The sequence below is a fragment of the Neisseria sicca VK64 genome, assembly GCF_000260655.1.
Taxonomy (GTDB): Bacteria; Pseudomonadota; Gammaproteobacteria; order Burkholderiales; family Neisseriaceae; genus Neisseria; species Neisseria sicca_B.
Genome location: NZ_AJMT01000103.1, coordinates 1 through 20246, shown reverse-complemented (window position 1 = coordinate 20246; position 20246 = coordinate 1). Strand labels below are relative to the sequence as shown.

General features: G+C 50.3%; 18 protein-coding genes and 1 pseudogene. 15 read left to right on the top strand and 4 right to left on the bottom strand.

The window, feature by feature from the left end:
• Positions 1-307: 307 nt before the first annotated feature.
• The gene (locus HMPREF1051_RS06395) at positions 308-805 is read right to left on the bottom strand and encodes a MarR family winged helix-turn-helix transcriptional regulator (RefSeq protein WP_003766025.1); all 498 of its coding nucleotides are present in this window, start codon (positions 803-805) and stop codon (positions 308-310) included.
• Between the two features lie 104 nt (positions 806-909).
• On the opposite strand from HMPREF1051_RS06395, the gene HMPREF1051_RS06390 reads away from it, so the two are divergent.
• The 3 genes from HMPREF1051_RS06390 to HMPREF1051_RS06380 all read left to right on the top strand — a co-directional run bounded on the left by HMPREF1051_RS06390 (position 910) and on the right by HMPREF1051_RS06380 (position 3224).
• Positions 910-1575, top strand: coding sequence for an NAD(P)H-dependent oxidoreductase (locus tag HMPREF1051_RS06390; protein ID WP_003766019.1), 666 nt, complete (start codon positions 910-912; stop codon positions 1573-1575).
• A 143-nt stretch (positions 1576-1718) separates the two neighbouring features.
• Complete coding sequence (locus HMPREF1051_RS06385) at positions 1719-2183, top strand: carboxymuconolactone decarboxylase family protein (RefSeq protein WP_003766007.1); 465 nt, start codon at positions 1719-1721, stop codon at positions 2181-2183.
• A 180-nt stretch (positions 2184-2363) separates the two neighbouring features.
• On the top strand, positions 2364-3224 hold the full coding sequence (locus HMPREF1051_RS06380) for an EamA family transporter (RefSeq protein WP_003765978.1): 861 nt from the start codon (positions 2364-2366) through the stop codon (positions 3222-3224).
• A 56-nt stretch (positions 3225-3280) separates the two neighbouring features.
• On the opposite strand, the gene hpnC is transcribed toward HMPREF1051_RS06380, so the two are convergent.
• On the bottom strand, positions 3281-4096 hold the full coding sequence (hpnC, locus tag HMPREF1051_RS06375; RefSeq protein ID WP_036492240.1) for a squalene synthase HpnC: 816 nt from the start codon (positions 4094-4096) through the stop codon (positions 3281-3283).
• Positions 4097-4595: 499 nt separating this feature from the next.
• Here hpnC and HMPREF1051_RS06370 point away from each other — a divergent pair, with 499 nt between their 5' ends.
• The 8 genes from HMPREF1051_RS06370 (at position 4596) to HMPREF1051_RS06335 (ending at position 11548) form a co-directional block, all read left to right on the top strand.
• Positions 4596-4856, top strand: coding sequence for a hypothetical protein (locus HMPREF1051_RS06370; RefSeq protein WP_003765994.1), 261 nt, complete (start codon positions 4596-4598; stop codon positions 4854-4856).
• A 133-nt stretch (positions 4857-4989) separates the two neighbouring features.
• Complete coding sequence (locus HMPREF1051_RS06365) at positions 4990-5508, top strand: GbsR/MarR family transcriptional regulator (protein ID WP_003760633.1); 519 nt, start codon at positions 4990-4992, stop codon at positions 5506-5508.
• A 513-nt stretch (positions 5509-6021) separates the two neighbouring features.
• Positions 6022-6411, top strand: a complete 390-nt coding sequence (locus tag HMPREF1051_RS06360; protein ID WP_003765989.1) for a DoxX-like family protein — start codon at positions 6022-6024, stop codon at positions 6409-6411.
• Positions 6408-6890, top strand: coding sequence for a DUF2269 family protein (locus tag HMPREF1051_RS06355; RefSeq protein ID WP_003760641.1), 483 nt, complete (start codon positions 6408-6410; stop codon positions 6888-6890). Before HMPREF1051_RS06360 ends, HMPREF1051_RS06355 begins: the two co-directional genes overlap by 4 nt.
• A gap of 40 nt (positions 6891-6930) precedes the next feature.
• Positions 6931-7770 (top strand): NAD-dependent epimerase/dehydratase family protein, encoded by an 840-nt coding sequence (locus HMPREF1051_RS06350; protein WP_003765993.1) that lies wholly within the window; start codon positions 6931-6933, stop codon positions 7768-7770.
• Between the two features lie 195 nt (positions 7771-7965).
• Entirely contained in the window at positions 7966-8697 is a 732-nt protein-coding gene (locus HMPREF1051_RS06345; RefSeq protein WP_003760647.1) for a DUF6973 domain-containing protein, read from the top strand.
• Between the two features lie 151 nt (positions 8698-8848).
• Positions 8849-9850: a porphobilinogen synthase gene (gene hemB, locus HMPREF1051_RS06340; RefSeq protein WP_036492239.1), complete on the top strand. Its 1002-nt coding sequence runs from the start codon at positions 8849-8851 to the stop codon at positions 9848-9850.
• A gap of 285 nt (positions 9851-10135) precedes the next feature.
• Positions 10136-11548, top strand: coding sequence for a tetratricopeptide repeat protein (locus HMPREF1051_RS06335; protein WP_036492238.1), 1413 nt, complete (start codon positions 10136-10138; stop codon positions 11546-11548).
• A gap of 366 nt (positions 11549-11914) precedes the next feature.
• On the opposite strand, the gene HMPREF1051_RS06330 is transcribed toward HMPREF1051_RS06335, so the two are convergent.
• Positions 11915-14137, bottom strand: coding sequence for a TonB-dependent receptor (locus HMPREF1051_RS06330; protein WP_003766017.1), 2223 nt, complete (start codon positions 14135-14137; stop codon positions 11915-11917).
• Between the two features lie 250 nt (positions 14138-14387).
• On the opposite strand from HMPREF1051_RS06330, the gene HMPREF1051_RS06325 reads away from it, so the two are divergent.
• From HMPREF1051_RS06325 to HMPREF1051_RS06315, 3 genes are all read left to right on the top strand, one after another.
• Positions 14388-16157: an ABC transporter ATP-binding protein/permease gene (locus HMPREF1051_RS06325; RefSeq protein WP_003766018.1), complete on the top strand. Its 1770-nt coding sequence runs from the start codon at positions 14388-14390 to the stop codon at positions 16155-16157.
• Between the two features lie 92 nt (positions 16158-16249).
• Positions 16250-17560 (top strand): DUF2130 domain-containing protein, encoded by a 1311-nt coding sequence (locus tag HMPREF1051_RS06320; RefSeq protein ID WP_003760661.1) that lies wholly within the window; start codon positions 16250-16252, stop codon positions 17558-17560.
• Positions 17561-17885: 325 nt separating this feature from the next.
• Positions 17886-18251 (top strand): hypothetical protein, encoded by a 366-nt coding sequence (locus HMPREF1051_RS06315; protein ID WP_003765985.1) that lies wholly within the window; start codon positions 17886-17888, stop codon positions 18249-18251.
• A 186-nt stretch (positions 18252-18437) separates the two neighbouring features.
• On the opposite strand, the pseudogene HMPREF1051_RS15575 reads toward HMPREF1051_RS06315, so the two are convergent.
• Positions 18438-18548 (bottom strand): annotated as a pseudogene (locus tag HMPREF1051_RS15575) (IS5/IS1182 family transposase); the annotation flags it as partial.
• A gap of 425 nt (positions 18549-18973) precedes the next feature.
• Here HMPREF1051_RS15575 and HMPREF1051_RS06310 point away from each other — a divergent pair.
• Positions 18974-20143, top strand: coding sequence for an NAD(P)H-dependent flavin oxidoreductase (locus HMPREF1051_RS06310; RefSeq protein ID WP_003766014.1), 1170 nt, complete (start codon positions 18974-18976; stop codon positions 20141-20143).
• The last annotated feature ends 103 nt before the right edge of the window (positions 20144-20246 follow it).

Sequence of the window (20246 nt, the reverse complement as noted above, 5' to 3'; positions counted from 1 at the left end):
GGGAAAGCAGCCCGAAGCGGGCGATAGGGAAAATACGGGAACGCGTTGTCCGAAATCAGACCGACGCTTGGGCTGCAAAGAATGTGATTGAGCGGATTGAAGTATTGCGTGTCATGGCTGCTCCTTTCTTTGCATGTGAAAATTGAAAACAGGCGGATTATAGGGGAAATGTTTGAAACGTTACAATCAAACTGTGTTTTTTTGTGAATAGGTGTTGCAATACTGTCATGACGCAATAGGAACAAAAAAGCAGCCTGCAATTTAGAAATTGAAGCTCAGGCTGCTTTTTTACGTTTTCAGACGGCCTTCACGTCTCCAAAGCCCTCAGCCATGCCGCCAATCCTTGTTCGAGTTGCGTGCGGGTGTCCGCATCCAGCTTTTCCAGCAGTCGCTTTTCGTTTTCCACATGCGGGAACACGGATTTTTCAATCAATTCTTTGCCTTTATCCGTCAGGCGGACAAGCAGGCTGCGGGCATCGTCCGGGTTGGGCAAGCGGTCGATTAAGCCTTGGTTTTCCAGATTTTTCAGGCGCGTGGTCATGGTGCCGGACGTTACCATCAGCGCTGAAAACAGCTCGGTCGGGGTCAGCGTATAAGGCGCGCCACTGCGGCGCAAAGTAGCCAGCACATCGAACGAGCCTTCGGTTAAACCGTATTCTCCGTAAACTTTTTCCAATTCGCGTGCGATTAAAGCAGCGGCGCGTTTCAGACGACCTATTAACAACATGTTCTCTGCTTCCAATTCTGGTAGTTCCTGCTTCCATTGGGCAACGGCGCGGGCGGCTGCATCAAGGTGTTCGGTCATAGGATGCTCCGTTCGGTTTTCAATGGCGATTATTTTATCTTGACTTCAAGCTAATTTCTATTTATATTTAACTTGAAATCAAGATAACTCAACTGGAGAAAACCATGTTTGCCGATAAACAAGCCGTTTTAAACGCCTTCCGTTTCCGCCACGCCTGCAAAAGTTATGATGCGGCGAAGAAAATCCCTGCCGATGATTTTGCTTATATTCTGGAAACTGCACGCATGTCGCCCAGCTCGTTCGGGCTGGAACCTTGGCGGTTTTTGGTGGTGCAGAACCGTACTCTGCGCGAAGAGTTGCGCGGCATCGCATGGGGCGCGGCGGAAAAAATCATGGATTGCAGCCATTTTGTGATTTTGTTGGCGCGCACGCAGGCTGCCATGCAGGCGGATTATCAGGAAAAAATCTGGGGCGATGTGCATGGAATGCCGCCTGAAACCGTTGGAATGATGCAAAAATTTTTCAAGCAGTTTGCCGAAACTGATTTTGCCATTGCCGATAATCCGCGCTCGTTTAACGATTGGGCAGCCAAGCAAACCTATATCGCGTTGGCGAATATGATGACCGCTGCCGCGTTGATTGGTGTGGATTCCACGCCGATGGAAGGCTTTCAAAAAGAAAATGTGGAAAAGTTGCTGTCCGGCAAAGGCCTCATCAATCTTGACGAATACCGCGTCAGCGTCATGGCGGCGTTTGGCTATCGCGCAGGCGAACCCAAGCGCGACAAAACGCGACAGGCAGTAGACGATGTGGTTGATTGGATTGAATAAACACCTGAAAATCAGCAACACAGACATTCACCAGTTGGCAAAATTAAGAGTTTTGACCGATGGCAGCCTGCACTTGAATGAAGAAGAGAAGGTTTCCGATAGGCCAAATTTCCCACCCGCTTATTCATTTATTTGGAGGACTTATGCGCTTACACTATTCCCAATATGCCCTTGACAGCTATAAGGCACTGCTGGCTTTGGAAGCCAGCCTCACGCTGGATAGTACCCTGAAAGATTTGGTGAAACTGCGTGTTTCGCAAATCAATGGCTGCGCTTTTTGTGTCGATATGCACGTTAAAGAAGCCAAGCTGCACGGCGAGCGCGAGCTGCGCCTGCATCATTTGGCCGTTTGGCACGAATCAACCCTGTTTACCGAAAAAGAACGGGCCGCGCTGCAATGGGCGGAAAGCCTGACCCGCATCTCCGAACAAGGTATCCGCGATGCGGACTACGCAGCGGTACGCGCCCATTTTGATGAAGAAGAACTGGTGGCGTTGACTCACGTCATCAACACCATCAACGTTTGGAACCGCCTGAACGTGGCTTTTGCCACCCCATCAGGCAGCATGGACGGCCTGATGGGATTGGAGAAGGCAGGGCTGGTTTAGTCTGGCAAGATAATCTGAAATCGATCAAACAACAACAGGGGCTACCTAAAATATAAAAAGCAGTCTGCACATTCAAAACCAAAGTGCAGGCTGATATTGCCCCATCACACCCCATTCCCTTTTTTCAGACGACCTACTGTATAGTCAATCTGAAAAAGCTGCATTCCTACGAGAATCAAAATGCCCAACCGTACCGCCACCATCCTGACCACCGCACTCGCCCCGTTGATTTGGGGCAGCACCTATCTCGTGACCACCGAATTTCTGCCGCCGGATCGACCGTTCACCGCTGCGCTTATCCGTGTTTTACCCGCCGGGCTTTTGCTGTTGGCGTGGACGCGGCGTATCCCTAAACGCAGCGAATGGACGACCGTTGTCTTGCTCGGTTTTTTGAACATCGGCTTTTTTCAGGCCATGTTGTTTGTGGCGGCGTATCGCTTACCGGGCGGACTTGCGGCGGTTTTGAGTTCGACGCAGACGCTGATGGTGCTGGTGTTCACTTGGTTAATCGGCAAAACCATGCCGCCTAAAGCGGCTTGGGCTTGGTCGGCGGCAGGGGTTTTGGGGATTGCGCTTTTGGTTTTGTCGCCGCAGGCGCGCTATGACGGGACGGGGATTTGGGCGGCATTGGCGGGCGCGGCGGCGATGGCATTGGGCGTGTATTTGTCGAAACACCGCCGCACTTCGCTGCCCGTGTTGGCGTTTACCGGCTGGCAGCTTTTCATCGGCGGCTTGTTTTTACTACCCGTCGCCCTGCTTGCCGAACCGCGGCTCGAATCTTTAAGCCCCGCCAATATCGGCGGCTATCTGTATTTGAGCCTGTTTGGTGCCGTATTGGCTTATGTGTTGTTTTTCAGAGGAATCGCCAAACTTTCGCCTGCTGCGGTTTCGTCGCTGGGATTGCTCAGCCCTGTCTCGGCATTTATCTTGGGCTGGCTGTTTTTAGGGCAAGGGATGGACGCGAAGTCGCTGGCGGGATTTACGTTGGTATTGGTATCGATATTCGGGGTGCAGCGGGCAGTCATGAAAAAGGTCGTCTGAAAACAGCCTTGAAGCCTTCAAGCTGCGTTTTCAGACAACCTTTTGCGCCAGTCGGTTTATTTCTTCAAGAATGCCCGTTTCAGAATAATCAGCCAATCTTTTTTATCCAAAACAGGACGTTGTGTAAACATATCGTATTTGCTGCCGTCCAGTTTCTGCAAAATCAGTTGTCCGCCGACAATAATCATCCGCAATTCAAATCCCAAACGGCCTTTCAGCGTTTTACCCAAGGGCGAGCCGCCTTTGAGCATTTGGAACGCGCGGTTGCACTCATACGCCATCAGTCTTTGGAACGCAAAATCCGTTTTGCCTTCGGCAATTTGCGCTTCGCTGACGTTAAATTTTTGCAAGTCGTCCTGCGGGATATAAACACGGCCTTTCTGCCAATCGACGGCAACGTCCTGCCAAAAGTTGATGAGTTGCAACGCGGTACAGATGCCGTCGCTTTGGGCAATGCTGACTTCGTCGGTTTGTCCGTACAGATGCAGCATAATGCGCCCGACTGGATTGGCGGAACGGCGGCAGTAGTCAATCAGGTCGCCAAAATCCTGATAACGGGTTTTGACAACATCCTGACTGAATGCGGACAAAAGATCGTAAAACGGCTGCAGCGGCAGCTTGAAAGGCGCGATGGCTTCATGCTGCAAACGTTGCATTAGCGGAGTCAACGGCGTTTCGCCGCGCTGTATGCGGTCAAGTTCGGATTTGAGTTCATCCAAAGCGCGCAAGCGTTCATCGGCTTCGGCATTGCCTTCATCAGCGAGGTCATCCGCAGTGCGCGCAAAAGCGTAAACGGCATGGGTAGGCTTGCGCAGGCGGCGGGGCATGACAAGCGAGCCGACGGGGAAGTTTTCGTAATGATTGACGGACATAGATATTTGAAATTTGGTATTGGGGTCGTCTGAAAGTATGGAGCCGCGTTGCTCAAATGGCTTGCCGACGGCACGGAGCACTTTCAAACCTGTATTAACAACTCGGCAAGATTCTAACACAACACATTATTTTATTAATGATTTAACTGTACGGCGCGCATAGAAATCCAAACTCAAAACCACAAAATCATCCTGTTTTCCCAATTCAGACGACCCTTTCCGCAAAACGGATTTTAGGTACGGCAAAAACTATAGTGGATTAACTTTAAACCAGTACGGCGTTGCCTCGCCTTGCCGTACTATTTGTACTGTCTGCGGCTTCGTCGCCTTGTCCTGATTTAAATTTAATCCACTATATATTGAGATGACGAATCACAATACGGAAATAAGCTGTCCCATCCAAACTTAACCCAAAACCATGCCGTCCTCGTTCTTCAATATATCCGTAAACACTTGATTCGCTTATAATCCCCATACTTCCAAGTAAGCGGAGACTACGGTGGACATGATGGCTTTCACGAATATTTTCTTAATCGTGCTATGTATTTTCACCATGCTGCTGGTGTGGTCGCGAAATTGGAAGCGTAAGCAGACGTATTTTGAAAAAATCAAAAGCAATCCGGACAATCTGAAATGGCTCGAACAAAATCTGACCGGAAAAGAAACAGCAGACCTCAAAAACATCAACGAGCATTTCGGGCTGCCTTTGCTGCAAGCGAAGCAATTACTTGAATACTACAAGCAGCAGTCGAAAAAATAATCTATCGTAAAAATAATCTATGGTTTAAAACAGGCGGGCTGAATTCAGTCCGCCTGTTTTTTTTACCCGTTTCAAAAAAATCTTTTATTTCTGTATTGACAGAAATAAAAGACAAAAATAAAATACCCTCACTATGAAACTGAATCCGACCACTGAAAAATTTATCCTCCACTGGGGCGAAATGGGCACCAAATGGGGCGTCAACCGTACCGTTGCGCAAATCCATGCCCTGCTCTACATCTTAGGCAGACCGATGAATGCCGAAGAAATTACCGAAACGCTCGGCGTAGCGCGCTCCAACGTCAGCAACAGCATCAAAGAGCTGCAAAACCTGAGGCTGGTGCATACCGTGCATATCTTGGGCGACAGACGCGATCATTTTGAAACTTCAGACGACGTCTGGACTTTGTTCCGTACCATCGCAGAAATGCGCATGCAGCGTGAAATCGAACCAACGCGGCAATTTTTGCAAAGCCTGATCGACAGTCCTGAATTTAGTCAGGAAAATGAAACCGCCAAGCAGCGAATCCGACAAACCCATGATTTCATTAACACACTGACCATATGGGCAAATGAAATGTTGAAGCTTTCCACCTCAACCATGGTGAAAATTTTAAAAATAGGCGCCGGAATACAAAAATTTTTCCGATGATACCTCCCCAATTGGTTTACAAGACACAACCCCCGGTTTCTCTTACGCAATCATAGGTGTGTTATGACGCATTCGACAGAAGATTATTTCGACTATCCGAGAGGCAGAGTCATCATCGTTTATACTGCATCTACGCTATTTTTTGCGTTTAGTATCGGCTACTATGCTTTATTCTTTACCGTACCGGCCCTAATTTGCGGTTTGATCTTAAGCTTGACGTCTACATACAGGGACTTACGCGGCCTTATACGGGCAATCATAACCGGATCGCTATGCGGTTGCCTATATCTTTTACTGTTTGGCGCAGATTTTGTCACCAGCCTCCTAGCTGGCGTGGTAATAGGTGGTACTTATTCTTTGATTGTCGGTCTTTTGAGTCTGCCCAATCCTCCTGGTGAAGACGATATTCGGGAACCTGCCTAATTTTTTATCTTTATATTTCTCTTTTGACAGAAATTTTAGAAATTACAGGCTAAATATATAAACAAACCAAAATGAAATTAGGAAACCAATATGTCCGACAACACTACACGCAATCTCCCTGCTTACCTGTCTTACTCGATGGGGCTGCTATGGCTGTGGAGCGGTACCCAACCTCTGTTTTTCATGCCCGAAATGTCATTGGATTTGCTGCATTCGGTCGGTATTCCCGAACCGTTGCTGTGGCCGACATTGATTTCTGCTTCACTATTGGACATCGGTTTTGCCTTTTTATGCTTCAGCCGCCTTCGTTCCCGTTCCGCAATATGGCTGCTGCAATTGCTGACCGTCGCGGCATACAGCCTGATTATTGCCTTCAGGCTGCCCGAAATGTGGGCGCACCCGTTTGCGCCTTTGGTAAAAAACCTGCCGATTATGGCTACTTTATTTTTCCTGTATCAATCCGTAGGAGATAAAAAATGAACACCTATTTAATCGTTAAAACCCTGCACATCATCTCGGCTACCTTAATGGTCGGCACGGGTTTTGGTACGGCGTTTTACCTCTTTTGGGCAAACCGCAGCGGTTCGGTCGCCGCGCAGTCGGTCGTATCGCATTGGGTCATCAAAGCAGATTGGTGGTTTACGACCCCCGCCGTCATTTTCCAACCCTTGTCCGGTTTATGGATGCTGTACGAACGCGGCTATACCGTTTCCACCATGCTGGAACAAAATTGGGTATGGATGACGCTCGGTTTATACATCCTTGCAGGCATTTGTTGGCTGCCTGTTGTCTGGCTGCAAATCCGTATGGCAAAGATTGCCGAACAAGCGCATAAAGAAAACGCAGACACTATTCCGGAACCCTATTGGCGTTATGCCAGACGCTGGGAATTGCTGGGCTATCCCGCCTTTTGCGCCACTATCGTGATTTACTTCCTGATGGTAATGAAACCGATTTAAAGCTTTTCAGACGACCTCAGCAACACCATAAAGAAAAACCATGAACATCATCATTTTCGGAGGCAGCGGCTTCATCGGCAGCCGTACCGCCCAAATCTTAAAAGAACAAGGTCACCAAGTTTGGACGCCCGACCGCCGCGCCTTCGATTTTCTTCATCCCGACGAAACCGCCGCACGCCGTTTATTGGAAGGGCAAGACGTCCTTATCAACTGCATCGGCATCATGAGCCGTCATGCCGAAATACTCGAAACCGTACACCACCGCACGCCCAAACAACTCGCCGCATGGGCAAAAGCAGCAGGCATAAAACGCTGGGTGCAACTATCCGCACTGGGTGCCGACCCATCTCAACCCATCAACTTTGTCGGCAGTAAAGGACGTGGAGATGATGCCGTCGCCCAAAGCAGCATCCCGATTGCCATAGCCAGACCATCCGTCGTTTACGGGCGTGGGGGAACCAGCTGCGAACTGTTCATCAAACTAGCCCACCTCCCTTTACTTCCACTGCCGGAAGGCGGACGCTTTTACTTACAGCCCGTACATCTTGCCGATGTTGCCGAAGGTTTGGCAAAACTTGCCGTCCAAACCGACACAGGCCACAACATCATCAATATGACCGGCAGCCAAACGCTGACCTTGGCGGAATACCTGACCACGCTCCGCCAAACCCTGCACCACAAACCGCCACAACATATCCTACCTGTTCCCCTGCGCCTGATTGACCCTGCGCTGCCGTTGGCAAACACCCTCAGCAACGGCATCATCAGCCGTGACAGCTTTGCCCTGCTCAAACAAGGCTCATGCGCCGATTATTCTGATTTTGAAGCTTTATTGGGGAGAGCGCCATTAGCTGCGGAAAACTTTTCCCGTCAAGGCTGAATCAGCCATACACACAAAAAGGTCGTCTGAAACCGCCCCGCCTAAAGCCGGTTTCAGACGACCTTTTGCCCTAATACAAGAGACCGCTGATACAATAAAGCGCCCGTATGAAAAATATTTTGCTACAATATGTAATTGTATGTTACATAAGCAGTATATCATCAATAAAATAATATTTTCATCACGGCTCATATCATGGCTCAGATTAAATTTAAAACACATCTTAAATGCATCCTACTTGCTTCCATCTTGCTCTCCGGCTGTCAAACCGCCTTTGAAGAAGATCAAACCCGGCGCAGCAAAATTACCCAATTCGCCCTCAATCACCCCGTAGCGGCGCAAGCCATCGGCATGGAAGACACAGGCTCCTTCAATATCAGCAGCAATGCCACACGCTTTGCCTACCGCAGCGGCTTAGACGATACTGCCAACGGAGATGGCAAAGGCACACAGGTCAATGCTGTGCGCCAAGCCCTGTGGCAAGCCGCCATTACCTCCCAATTCGACAACGTAATCGCCGAAGAGGCAGGTAATGCCTACCTTGCCGACATCAAAATCCGCGAAGGGAAAATCAACTATTTCAGCCGTTATCTCGCGGATCAGGCAGTTGACCAACGCAACAACCGTATCGGCCGCAGCATCGGCAGCGGCAGACCCAATACCGACATGAAGGCCCTTGCCGAAAGTGTTTTGCTCTATTACCACAAAATCGGCTTGTGGACCGCATCGGAAACGCGTACCAACGGCCGCAAAGTATGGCGCATTACGCAAGAAAAACTCAGTCCTACTGCCTACCGCGAAGCCATGAAAAATATCGAGCCGTTGGATGCCGAAGGCTTGCGCGAGGAAGAGCGCAATATGCCCAAACCCGACAAAATCGACTCGATTTCCAAAACGGTTAAAGCCATCAGAAAAGTAAAAGACTGATTTTTCGACACTCTGTGCAAGTTTTGAGTAATTCATCAAAACAGCGTAAACTGTCGCAAAACCATTTTCAGACGACCCCTGCTTGCAAAGAGGTCGTCTGAAAACATTTCTCCTGCCGATTCAGCCGTTTCCAGAAGGACAAAGGACGATTATGAATTTCCCACCGCGTTACGTTTCCGCCACCCGTATGCGCCGCATGCGCAAAGACGACTTTTCCCGCCGCCTCATGCGCGAACACACCCTGACCGCAGACGATTTGATTTATCCCGTCTTCGTACTTGAAGGCAGCAACCAAGAAGAAGCCGTCCCCTCCATGCCCGGCGTGAAGCGGCAAAGCCTGGACAAATTATTGTTCACCGCCGAAGAAGCCCTCAAGCTCGGCATCCCCATGCTGGCACTCTTCCCCGTCGTTACCCAGAATAAAACCGAATGGGCGGAAGAAGCCTACAACCCCGAAGGACTCGTACCGACCGTCGTGCGTACCCTGCGCGAAAAATTCCCCGAACTCGGCATCATGACCGACGTCGCCCTCGACCCCTACACCATCCACGGGCAAGACGGGCTGACTAATGCGAACGGCTACGTCCTCAACGACGAAACCATCGAAGTTTTGGTGAAACAAGCCTTGTGCCACGCCGACGCTGGTGCGCAGGTCGTCGCCCCGTCCGACATGATGGACGGCCGCATCCTCGCCATCCGCGAAGCCCTCGAAGACGCAGGACACATCCACACCCGCATCATGGCGTATTCCGCCAAATATGCCTCCGCATTTTACGGTCCGTTCCGCGATGCGGTCGGCAGTTCCGGCAACTTGGGCAAAGCCGACAAGAAAACCTACCAGATGGACCCCGCCAACACCGACGAAGCCCTGCACGAAGTCGCCCTCGACATTCAGGAAGGCGCGGATATGGTGATGGTCAAACCCGGACTGCCCTATCTTGACGTTGTCCGCCGCGTCAAAGACGAGTTCGGCGTACCAACCTACGCCTACCAGGTTTCCGGCGAATACGCCATGCTTCAAGCCGCGATTCAAAACGGCTGGTTGGACGGTGAAAAAGTCATACTCGAAAGCCTACTCGCCTTCAAACGCGCCGGCGCCGACGGCATCCTGACGTATTACGCCGTCGAAGCGGCAAAGATGTTGAAAAAATAAAACGACAGCAAAATGCCGCCGGTTTGCACAGAATGCCCGGCGGCATTTACATTAAGGCATTTGCCCGACAAAATTTATTACAACGGAATGAATAATCAGGTAATTTCTGGTAAAATACCGCAACTCTCAAACAAACACTTACAGCGTCCGTTTTATATAGTGGATTAAATTTAAATCAGGACAAGGCGACGAAGCCGCAGACAGTACAGATAGTACGGCAAGGCGAGGCAACGCCGTACTGGTTTAAAGTTAATCCACTATAAAATTCAAAACATATACAATAAAATGAATACAACAACCGCCGATACACTATTCCGGGAAGCTCACTCATTCATGACCCAAAATCCGCCCGATTTTGCTGCCGCAGTCCCACTGTTGCAAAAAGCGGCAGACGAAGGGCATACGGAAGCAGAATTCCATCTTGCAGGCTGCCTGCTGCAAGGACAAGGCATACCTGCCAACCGTGAAGCCGGCATACGCCTGATGCAGCAAGCGGCGCGTGACGGTCATCCCTACGCCAGCTACAACCTTCTTCAAATCCAAGAAGCACAAGGCATGCCGCTCAATACCCTGCTTCCCTCCTATCGGGAATTGGCAGAAGCAGGCATTATCGAAGCACAGCTCAAGCTAATGCGCGCTTATCATGACGCAGGTCAACACGAAGAAGCCGTCGATTGGGCCATACTCGCCGCACGTCAGCAAAATCCCCAAGCCCTATATTTCTTAGGCCAGCATTGCCAATACACCTCGCCGCCCGATTATCCCCAATCACACCAGCTCTACCAACTTGCCGCCAAACAAGGATTTACGCCTGCCAATTGGCAGCTTGGATTGCAATACAAGCTCGGTCAAGGCGTGGCACCGGACCTTGAACAAGCCGCCCAACACCTGTACATCGCGGCAAGTGACAACATCGCGCCTGCACAGGTCGCCCTTGCGGAAATCCTGCTCCCGACCCACCCCGATAAAGCCATCCAATGGCTGGAAACCGCCGCCAAACAAAACAGCAGCGATGCTTACGCCAAGCTCGCAGAAATCCATCTGCTGGGCAAAGACATCCCGAAAGACACGGATAAAGCACGCCGCTACGCCAAAGCAGCCGCCCGCCGCAATCATCCCGAAGCGCTGCGTTTGCTTGGCGATATCTACCGCTACGGACTGGGCATCCTTCCGGAACCCTCCAAAGCGCGCCATTACTATCAGCTTGCCGCCGATTTGGGCAATCTTGCCGCACACCAAAAACTACTCGCGGACATTGCCCTGAACAATAAGCAAAATTACCCCCAAGCCAAAGAACACGCGCTGCAACGCCAACAGGCAGAGCAATTCTATCAGCTGGCTTTTGCCGCCCATTACGGTCTGAACCGCGCTCCCGACCATGCCGAAGCGCTGACGCTCTATCAGCAGGCCGCAGATTTGGGACACAGCAAAGCGCAAACCAATCTCGGCATGATGTACTACAACGGCCATGGAACAGAGACCGACTATACCCAAGCCGCCAAATGGTTCGCGCAGGCAGCGCAGCAAAAAGACACAATGGCACAATACAACCTCGCCTGCCTCTATTTCCACGGAACAGGCGTCCGCCGCAACACAGCCTTAGCCTGCCGTTGGCTTGAAACTGCCATCAATGACGGTCACGAGCAGTCTGAAATCCTCAAGCAACTGCTGGCGCATTGGAAACAGCAACTTCCATAACATTGCCCGCGTGGCAACATTTCTCCGAAGAAGCTGCCAACGTTTGGGAATCCCTCTAAACCATTGTCTCTGCGTTGTGATTAATGGGGTGCCGTTCTACGATATAGTGGATTAACTTTAAACCAGTACGGCGTTGCCTCGCCTTAGCTCAAAGAGAACGATTCTCTAAGGTGCTGAAGCACCAAGTGAATCGGTTCCGTACTATCTGTACTGTCTGCGGCTTCGTCGCCTTGTCCTGATTTAAATTTAATCCACTATAAGTCATATCACTTGCCCCATTCAAACAACAATATAAAAGGTCGTCTGAAAACCCTGATTGAGGATTTTCAGACGACCCTTGTCTTTGCCGGTTGGTCTATCCGGATATTAGAAATCCAATTCCGCTTTCAGCCAGTAAGTACGCGGCATGCCGACGACGGCGAAGCTGCGGTCGTATTGGCCGCGCTGTACCTGCCAGTAGTTTTTGTTGAACAGGTTTTCTACCGAGCTGCTGACGGTCAGGGTGTTTTTACCCAGCTTGGTTTTGTAGCGCGCGCCTACGTCAACCAAGGTATAGGATGGGAAGGCGTATTGCTTTTGAGTGTCTTGGTAAGACTTGCCGAAGTACGAAACGTTGCCGTTCAAGGTCAAGCCTTTGGCAAACGGGGTGTCCCATTCCACGCCCGCTTTGGCAATCACGCGCGGGTTGGCGACTTGCACGCCGTTAACAAGATTGTCGGCGAAATTCGGGTAATCTTTTACGGTCGATTGCAGATACATCAAACCAAAGCTCGGACGCAGGGTTTTGTTCAACAAATTGGCATAGGTATTGAACTCGATACCGCGGCTGCGTTCTATGCCTTGCTCCGAACCGCTATAAGCCAAGCCTGCATTTTTGCGCGCTGCGAAATCAGTTCCTGAAGTCGTGTTGCCGCGCCAGTAGCCTGGGCGTTTGATTTGGAACGCGTTTAAAGTGGTGACAAAGTCGCCCCAGTTTTTGCGTACGCCGACTTCAAATTGGCGGCTGACGCGCGGATCTGCCATCGTTACATGACCGTCGTCATCGGTACGGATGTCGGACGGCTCCAAATCTTCCATATAGTTTCCGTAAACCACCAAATCAGGCTGCGGAACCCATGCCGCCATCAACATCGGGCTGAAACGGCTTGCATCCGCTTTGCGGCCGTTTAATTTGTTTTTCTGCTCGACGGCTTGGAAACGCCCGCCCAAAGTGAGTCGGTATTTGTTGTCGGCAAAACCAAGCGTGTCAGATACCGCCAAACTGTTTACTTTGATTACGGTATCCAATGAAGGCGTTGCACTCCACGCGCTTCCTAAGTTGGAATCCAATTTTGCCAATTGGGTCGGAATATCAAGGCTTGGATCGATAACGCTGCTTCTTGTTTGACGTGCTCCTTGATAAGTAGTACGTTTGCGGTCGATTCGGTCAAATGCGGCACTCCAGTTGTGGCTCACCGGACCGGTTTCAAATTCGCCGCGTGCAGTCAGATTCATACTGAGCGTTTTGAAACGCTGGTCGGTCAAACGCGCGCGACCCGAATTGTAGGTCAAACCGCTGCTCGTAACGGTAGGAGAGGCGAAATTACCGTAATAGCGCGCATTGTTGTAGCCGATACCGCCTGTAATTTGGGCATTTTCAAACGCATCCCATTCGAAGGTCAGCATATTCGTTTGACCGCGCGTGTTTTGAGCCTGCCAGCTCGGCGCCAAATTCACTTTGCCTTCAGGTGCGGCAAACAAACGTCCGTTGGCGTTTTGAATGTCCTGCATACGTGCGCGACCGCCGTTGGTTTTGCGTTTGGCGTAGATGGAGTCGAACGCCACGCGCAGTGTTTCGCCGCGGTAGTCGGCATTTAAAGCAAATTCTTTATTGTCTTCGCTGTAACCGTGGCGCGGGGTGTCGCCGTGGCGCAGTTTGCCGTTAGCGCGCACGCCGAATTCTTTGTTTTCGCCAAAGCGTTGACCCAAGTCGAACGTACCTTGGGCGCGGTTGTTGCTGAACCAGCCCAAACCGATTTTGCGGTTGCCCTCATCGGCGGCTTTTTTAGTCTCGATATTGACGGAACCGGATACCGCGCCTTCAGGGTCCATGCCGTTTACAGTGGTGGACGCGCCTTTAATCAGTTGCGCGGAACCGACATGCACGCTGGCCGTGCCTTGCGTGCCGTACATACCTGCCAAACCGTTGACGCTGAATTGGCGCGCATCAAGCTGATAACCGCGGAAATACAGGCCGGTCAATGTGTTGCTTTCGCCGCCGAACTGCCAAATGGAAGCGTCTTTTTTCGCTACGGCATCCACCAAAGTACGCGCTTCGGTGTTGTTGAGGGCTTGTTCGTCGTAGTTGACGACGGTAATCGGCGCGGTAAAGGCGTTGGCTTTGCCCAATACGCCCAAGTTCACGCGGTCGCGCAAGTCGCCGTCGCTGGCGATGGAGTAAGAACGGGCGGCTTTGACGCGTTTGGCGTCGGCGCGGACATGGACTTCCTGCAACTGCTGTTGCACAGGGGCTTCGGGTGTCGCTTCATCGGCGGCATAAGAAAACGCGCTCATAATCAAAAGCGGCATCAGGGCTAATTTGCTGTTCATAGATTCCTTCTGTCTCTGAGGTGGGTTATTTTTGTTGCAATAAACGTTAAAAATCACAAAGTAATTTTGCTGCGGAATTATATTTGATAACATTCTGCTTTTCTATAAAAAGTGATGATAACTATTTGTAAAAACAAAAATACAACATCAATCAAAACTTTTTCCATAGTAATTGTAAATTATTTTATTAAGCAGAGAATCCGGGTTTCAGACGACCCCTGCCCGCTGCCTGCCTCAAGAGACAACGCACATGCAAAAATGGCAAATCGAGCTTTATTCCACGCCGTCTTGGCTGTTACAGACCTTATTGATGGTCGCCGCCGCCTCGGCGGTGATTCTGTTTTTGGCACGTGAAACGCGCTTCGGGCGCGAGTTTGCCTATATCCTGCGGCTGTGTCTGACGCCGAAAAGCGCGGTCAAAGTATTGCTGCTGATTACGGCGATGATTACGCTGCTGCTGACCGAAGTGCGGTTGAATGTATTGAGTACCTTTATGTCCAAAGGGCTTTACGACTCGATGCAGGATTTGAACGCCTCCGCGTTTTGGATGTTTGCAGCGATGAACGCGGGCGTGGTGTTGGTACGGGCGTTTAACAACGTCGTCAACGACTTTCTCGATCAAGGCTTGGCGATTAAATGGTCGGAGCGGCTGAATGAAGTGCTGACAACGCGCTGGCTTGCCGATAAAAACTACTACCGCCTGCAAATGCGCCGCCATGCGCCGGACAACATCGACCAGCGTATCCAACAAGACGCGCAGGATTTCATCGCCTCGACCATAGAATTTGTGCGCGGCATGGTCAATTCGGTCGTTACCTCGCTGGAATTTGCCGTTGTTTTGTGGGGCTTGGCGGGCATCCTGACCGTGTTCGGCGTCGACATTCCGCACGGCATCGTTTGGTTTGTCTATATGTTTGTGATTTTGGCGACCTTTATCGCCATGTGGATAGGCAACCCGTTGATTCGTTACAACTATGAAAACGAAAAACTCAACGGCGACTACCGTTATTCCCTCATCCGCGTGCGCGACCACGCCGAAAGCGTGGCGTTTTACAGCGGCGAACAACACGAACACGACCAGCTTGCCGACCGCTTCAAAGCCATCATCCGCAACCGTTGGCGCATCGCCCGCCAAAGCGTCTGCTTAAGCGGCTTTAACGATATGTTTACTAACGGAATCAAGCTTTTCCCTATTATTTTGCAAGCCCCGCGCCTGTTTGCCGGACAAATCAAAATCGGCGACATTCAGCAGACCGTCCAAGCCTTCGCCCGACTGCAAAACGCCCTCTCCTTCTTTCGGCTGTTCTACAACAAATTCACCGCCTACCGCGCCCGATTGGAGCGTCTGTACGGATTTTTGCTGAGTACGGAAGAACAACACAGCGCGCAGCAACCCGACATTACCGAAGTTTCAGACGACCTCTCGCTGGAAAACGTCGCCCTGTTCCGCCACAACGGCGAAATCCTGTTGAGCGGCATCAACGTCAACCTCAAAAGCGGCGATTCCCTGCTGATACGCGGTCCGAGCGGTTGCGGCAAAACCTCGCTGCTGCGCGCGCTGGCAGGGCTTTGGCCGTTCGGCAGCAGCGGCAAAGTCAGCCGTCCGCCGCATCAAGACATCCTCTTCCTGCCGCAACGCCCATACACGGCGCAAGGCAGCCTGCGCGACGCGATTTGTTATCCCAACATCGACAAACAGCATCCCGAACTAGCCGAAGCCATGAATACCTGCCGCTTAGGTTATCTCATTGATAAACTAGATAAAACCGACGATTGGCAACACAAGCTCTCCCCCGGCGAACTGCAACGCGTCGCCTTCGTCCGCGCCCTGCTCTCGCAGCCCAAAGTTATCCTGCTCGACGAAGCTACCGCCGCCTTGGACGAACCGACCGAGGCCCTGCTCTACCGCGCCTTAAAGCAAAAACTGCCGCAGAGCATCATCATCAGCATCGGCCACCGCAGCACGCTCAACGAGTTTCACGATTTCAGTCTTGATGTTGGCAACGTAGCTTGCGATTGAATTTAAAGCGACGAGGTCGTCTGAAAACCCGCAAGGGTTTTCAGACGACCTTTCTGCTAAAATCCCACTCTCAAACAAAAGGGAAACCCGCCATGCACGAAATCAAATGCCCGCACTGCCACACCGCGTTTACCGTCAACGAAGCCAGTTACGCCGACATCCTGAACCAAGTCCGCACCCAAGAATTTCAAACCGAAATCCACGAGCGCCTGCAACAGGCGCAGATGCAGTTTCAAAGCGACATGCAGCTTGCCCAAGCGCAGGCGCAAAATCAGTTCGACAAAATCCTGGCCGACAAAAACCACGAAATCGCCGCCCTATCCAACCAAATCAATGCCTACGAAAAAGACAGCAAACTCGCCGCCGCCGAGATTGAGGGTCGTCTGAAAGCGCAAATCGCCGAGCAGGATAAATTGATTGCCGAGCTGAAAGCGCAGGCAAAATCGCTGGAAACGGCGAAAAACATGGAAAAAGAGCTGGAGATTACCAAAGCTGTTGCCGAAAAAGAGCGCGAATTGGGCAATTTGAACACCCAGCTCATGCTGCAATCCAAAGAAAACCAGCTGGAGAAACAAAGCCTGCGCGAAAAATACGAAGCCGAACTCAAACAAAAAGACGAAACCATCGCCTTCTACAAAGACTTCAAAGCCAGACAGTCCACCAAAATGATAGGAGAAAGCCTCGAGCAGCACTGCGAAACCGAATTCAATCGCATCCGCACCACCGCCTTTCCCCAAGCCGTCTTCGGCAAAGACAACGACGCCAAAACCGGCAGTAAAGGCGACTACATCTACCGCGAAACCGACGAAGAAGGCAACGAAATCATCTCCATCATGTTTGAGATGAAAAACGAAAACGACGAAACCGCCACCAAAAAGAAAAACGAACACTTTTTTAAAGAGTTGGACAAAGACCGCAGAGAAAAAAACTGCGAATACGCCGTACTCGTCTCACTCTTGGAAGCCGACAGCGACCTCTACAACAACGGCATCGTCGACGTGTCCTACGCCTACCCGAAAATGTACGTCGTGCGCCCGCAATTCTTTATCCCCATCGTCTCCCTGTTGCGCAATGCCGCGCTCAATTCATTGAAATACAAACAGGAATTGGCACAAATGCGCGCGCAAAACATCGACATCACGCACTTTGAAGAAGACTTGGACAAGTTCAAAACCGATTTCGCCCGCAATTATGAACTCGCCAGCCGCAAGTTCCAAACCGCCATCGACGAAATCGACAAAACCATCAGCCACCTGCAAAAAACCAAAGAAGCCCTGCTCTCTTCGGAAAATAACCTGCGCCTCGCCAACAACAAAGCAACCGACCTGACCGTCAAAAAATTAGTGCGTAAAAACCCGACCATGAAGGCCGCCTTTGCCGCGTTGGAGAAAAAAGAGGATTAAGACTTTTTCGAGAATGAAAATAGAAACGCCAGCCGGCCGTTACGCCTGCGCAAGCAGGAGTGACGGAGAACAGGTATCTCGTTTTCTATCAGTCCGTGAACAAACTCATTTATCCACTATACAAAAAGGTCGTCTGAAAAATGAACCGCCACAAATCTTAGACAGATAAAAGACTATCCAGATACTCGGTGCAAGCCGGGTTCTATATCATGAGGAGCAAGAAATGAAGGGAAACAAGTTACATTCAAGCCATATGACCCTTAAAATCATTTTGCTAGGTATATTTTTGTTATCTTGCACCCCCTCCTACGGCAAGGAGAGACGCATGCAATCTGATGCCAATATGTCATTAAATGACAGCGTGTATATTTCTAAAGCCGAGCTGGAAAAGTTAAAAATCGATGCCTCTTCCGGTAATGGTCAAGCAGCATCAAAATTAGCTCATTATTTTGCTTTTTATGAGTTTAACCAAGATAAATTTATATTTTGGTTAGTTCGGGCCGCTGAGTCGGGCAATACTCAAGCACAACATGATCTTGCCTATATATTCTTTGATCATTACCAAGACAGTAAAGATAAAAACAAATTATATGAAGCAGAAAAATGGGCTCTGCGTGCTCAAAAAAATGGAATGCCTATTACTGGCTTACTAACTGAAATACAAACTGAAAAACAGAATTTGACAAGATAAACATGTCGGCAAACGGTCAAGTCGAAATCGGACAAAGTGCGGGCACCTGAAACTGCTTGCCCCGATAGTCCGTGTCTTTATCCGAACAGGCGCATTCAACGGTATAAGCAGTCAAGGACACATAAGAACTTGAAAGGTAATACGCCTTTTTAGGTCTTACAGAATTATTTTTCTCAACCCGTTGTGTAAATATAGTGGATTAAATTTAAACCAGTACGGCGTTGCCTCGCCTTGCCGTACTATCTGTACTGTCTGCGGCTTCGTCGCCTTGTCCTGATTTAAATTTAATCCACTATAACACGGTGTCTTCTTAATATCCCCAACATCTCATCGCAATAAACCAGTTATCCTCATTATTTCACCCATTAAGATGATCTGGAATGCATCTTTTTACAGTTTAAGTGGAATAGAAATAGGCAAAGCAGTCAGCCTTCATCCCAAACCAACCTTCGATAAATCAATCTTTCAGACGACCTAACCCGAAAAAATATTTCTTAGTTAACAATACTTTTCAAATTTAATTTGCAAAAACTGTATTGATACTCTAATTTTTGTCCACATTTAGAGTATAATTACTAAAACCTGAGATACAAGCAGCCCAATATCATCAGGTTCAGTAAAAAAACAAACCTTACCCATTGATTAAAAATAAATTTTCAAAAATCCAGCAAAGCCGGTCTGCCAATATCAGCCCGCTCCCGCAACCATCAAGGAACCCATACATGCAAAACAACTTCGACCCATTGCACATCCGAGGCAAATCATTGATTCCCGTCGTCCAAGGCGGGATGGGCGTGGGCGTTTCCGCATCGAAACTCTCCAGCGCGGTCGCCCGCGAAAACGGTGTCGGCACGATTGCCAGCGTTGATTTGCGCCACCTGCATGACGACCTGCTCGCCGAATCCAAAATCAATCCGAGCGAAGAAAAATACACCCGACTCAACTGCACCGCGCTTGACCGCGAAATCCAAAAAGCCAAAGCCGACGCAAACGGCAAAGGCATGATTGCCGTCAACGTCATGAAAGCCGTCAAAGACCACGCCGCCTACGTCCGCCAAGCCTGCGAATCGGGGGCGGACGCGATTGTGATGGGCGCGGGATTGCCGCTGGATTTGCCCGAAATGACCGAGGGTTATCACAAAGATGTCGCCCTGTTCCCGATTTTGTCCGAATCGCGCGGTATCGGTATCGTATTGAAACGCTGGATGAAAAAAGGTGTTTTGCCCGACGCCATCGTTATCGAACATCCCGCACACGCTGCCGGACACTTGGGCGCGGCAAGCGTGGCAGGTGTGAACGATGCCAAGTTTGAATTCAAACGCGTCATCGAAGAAACTTTCGAAGTATTCAAGAACTTAGGTCTTGAAAGCGAAAAAATCCCGCTCATTCTCGCCGGTGGTATGGCGAACTTTGAGAAAGTCAAAACCGCGCTGAAAAACTGGGGCGCATCCGCCGTCCAAATCGGCACGGCGTTTGCGGTTACCGAAGAAGGCGATGCCCACATCAACTTCAAAAAAACGCTGGCAGGCGCAGAAACCGAGCATGTTGTCGAATTTATGTCCGTCGCCGGACTGCCCGCACGCGGTGTGCGCACCAAATTCCTGGACAGCTACATCAAGCGCGAATCCAAGCTACAAGCCAATGCCAAAGCCGACCCGCGCCGCTGTACGCAAGGCTTGAACTGTCTGACCAGCTGCGGCCTGCGCGACGGTTTGGCAAAAGCCGGACAATTCTGCATTGACATCCAACTCTCCGCCGCCTTCCGTGGCGAAGTCGATAAAGGCTTGTTTTTCCGAGGCAAAGACCCGTTACCGTTTGGCAACGCCATCCGCACGGTGCAAGAAACCATCCAATATCTGCTCAACGGCGCTCTTCCCGCAACAGCCAAATAATTCATATCCGCAGATGAACGCTAAAAAAGGGCATATTTCAATGTGCCCTTTTTTAGTGGATTAACTTTAAATCAGGACAAGGCGAGGCAACGCCGTACTGGTT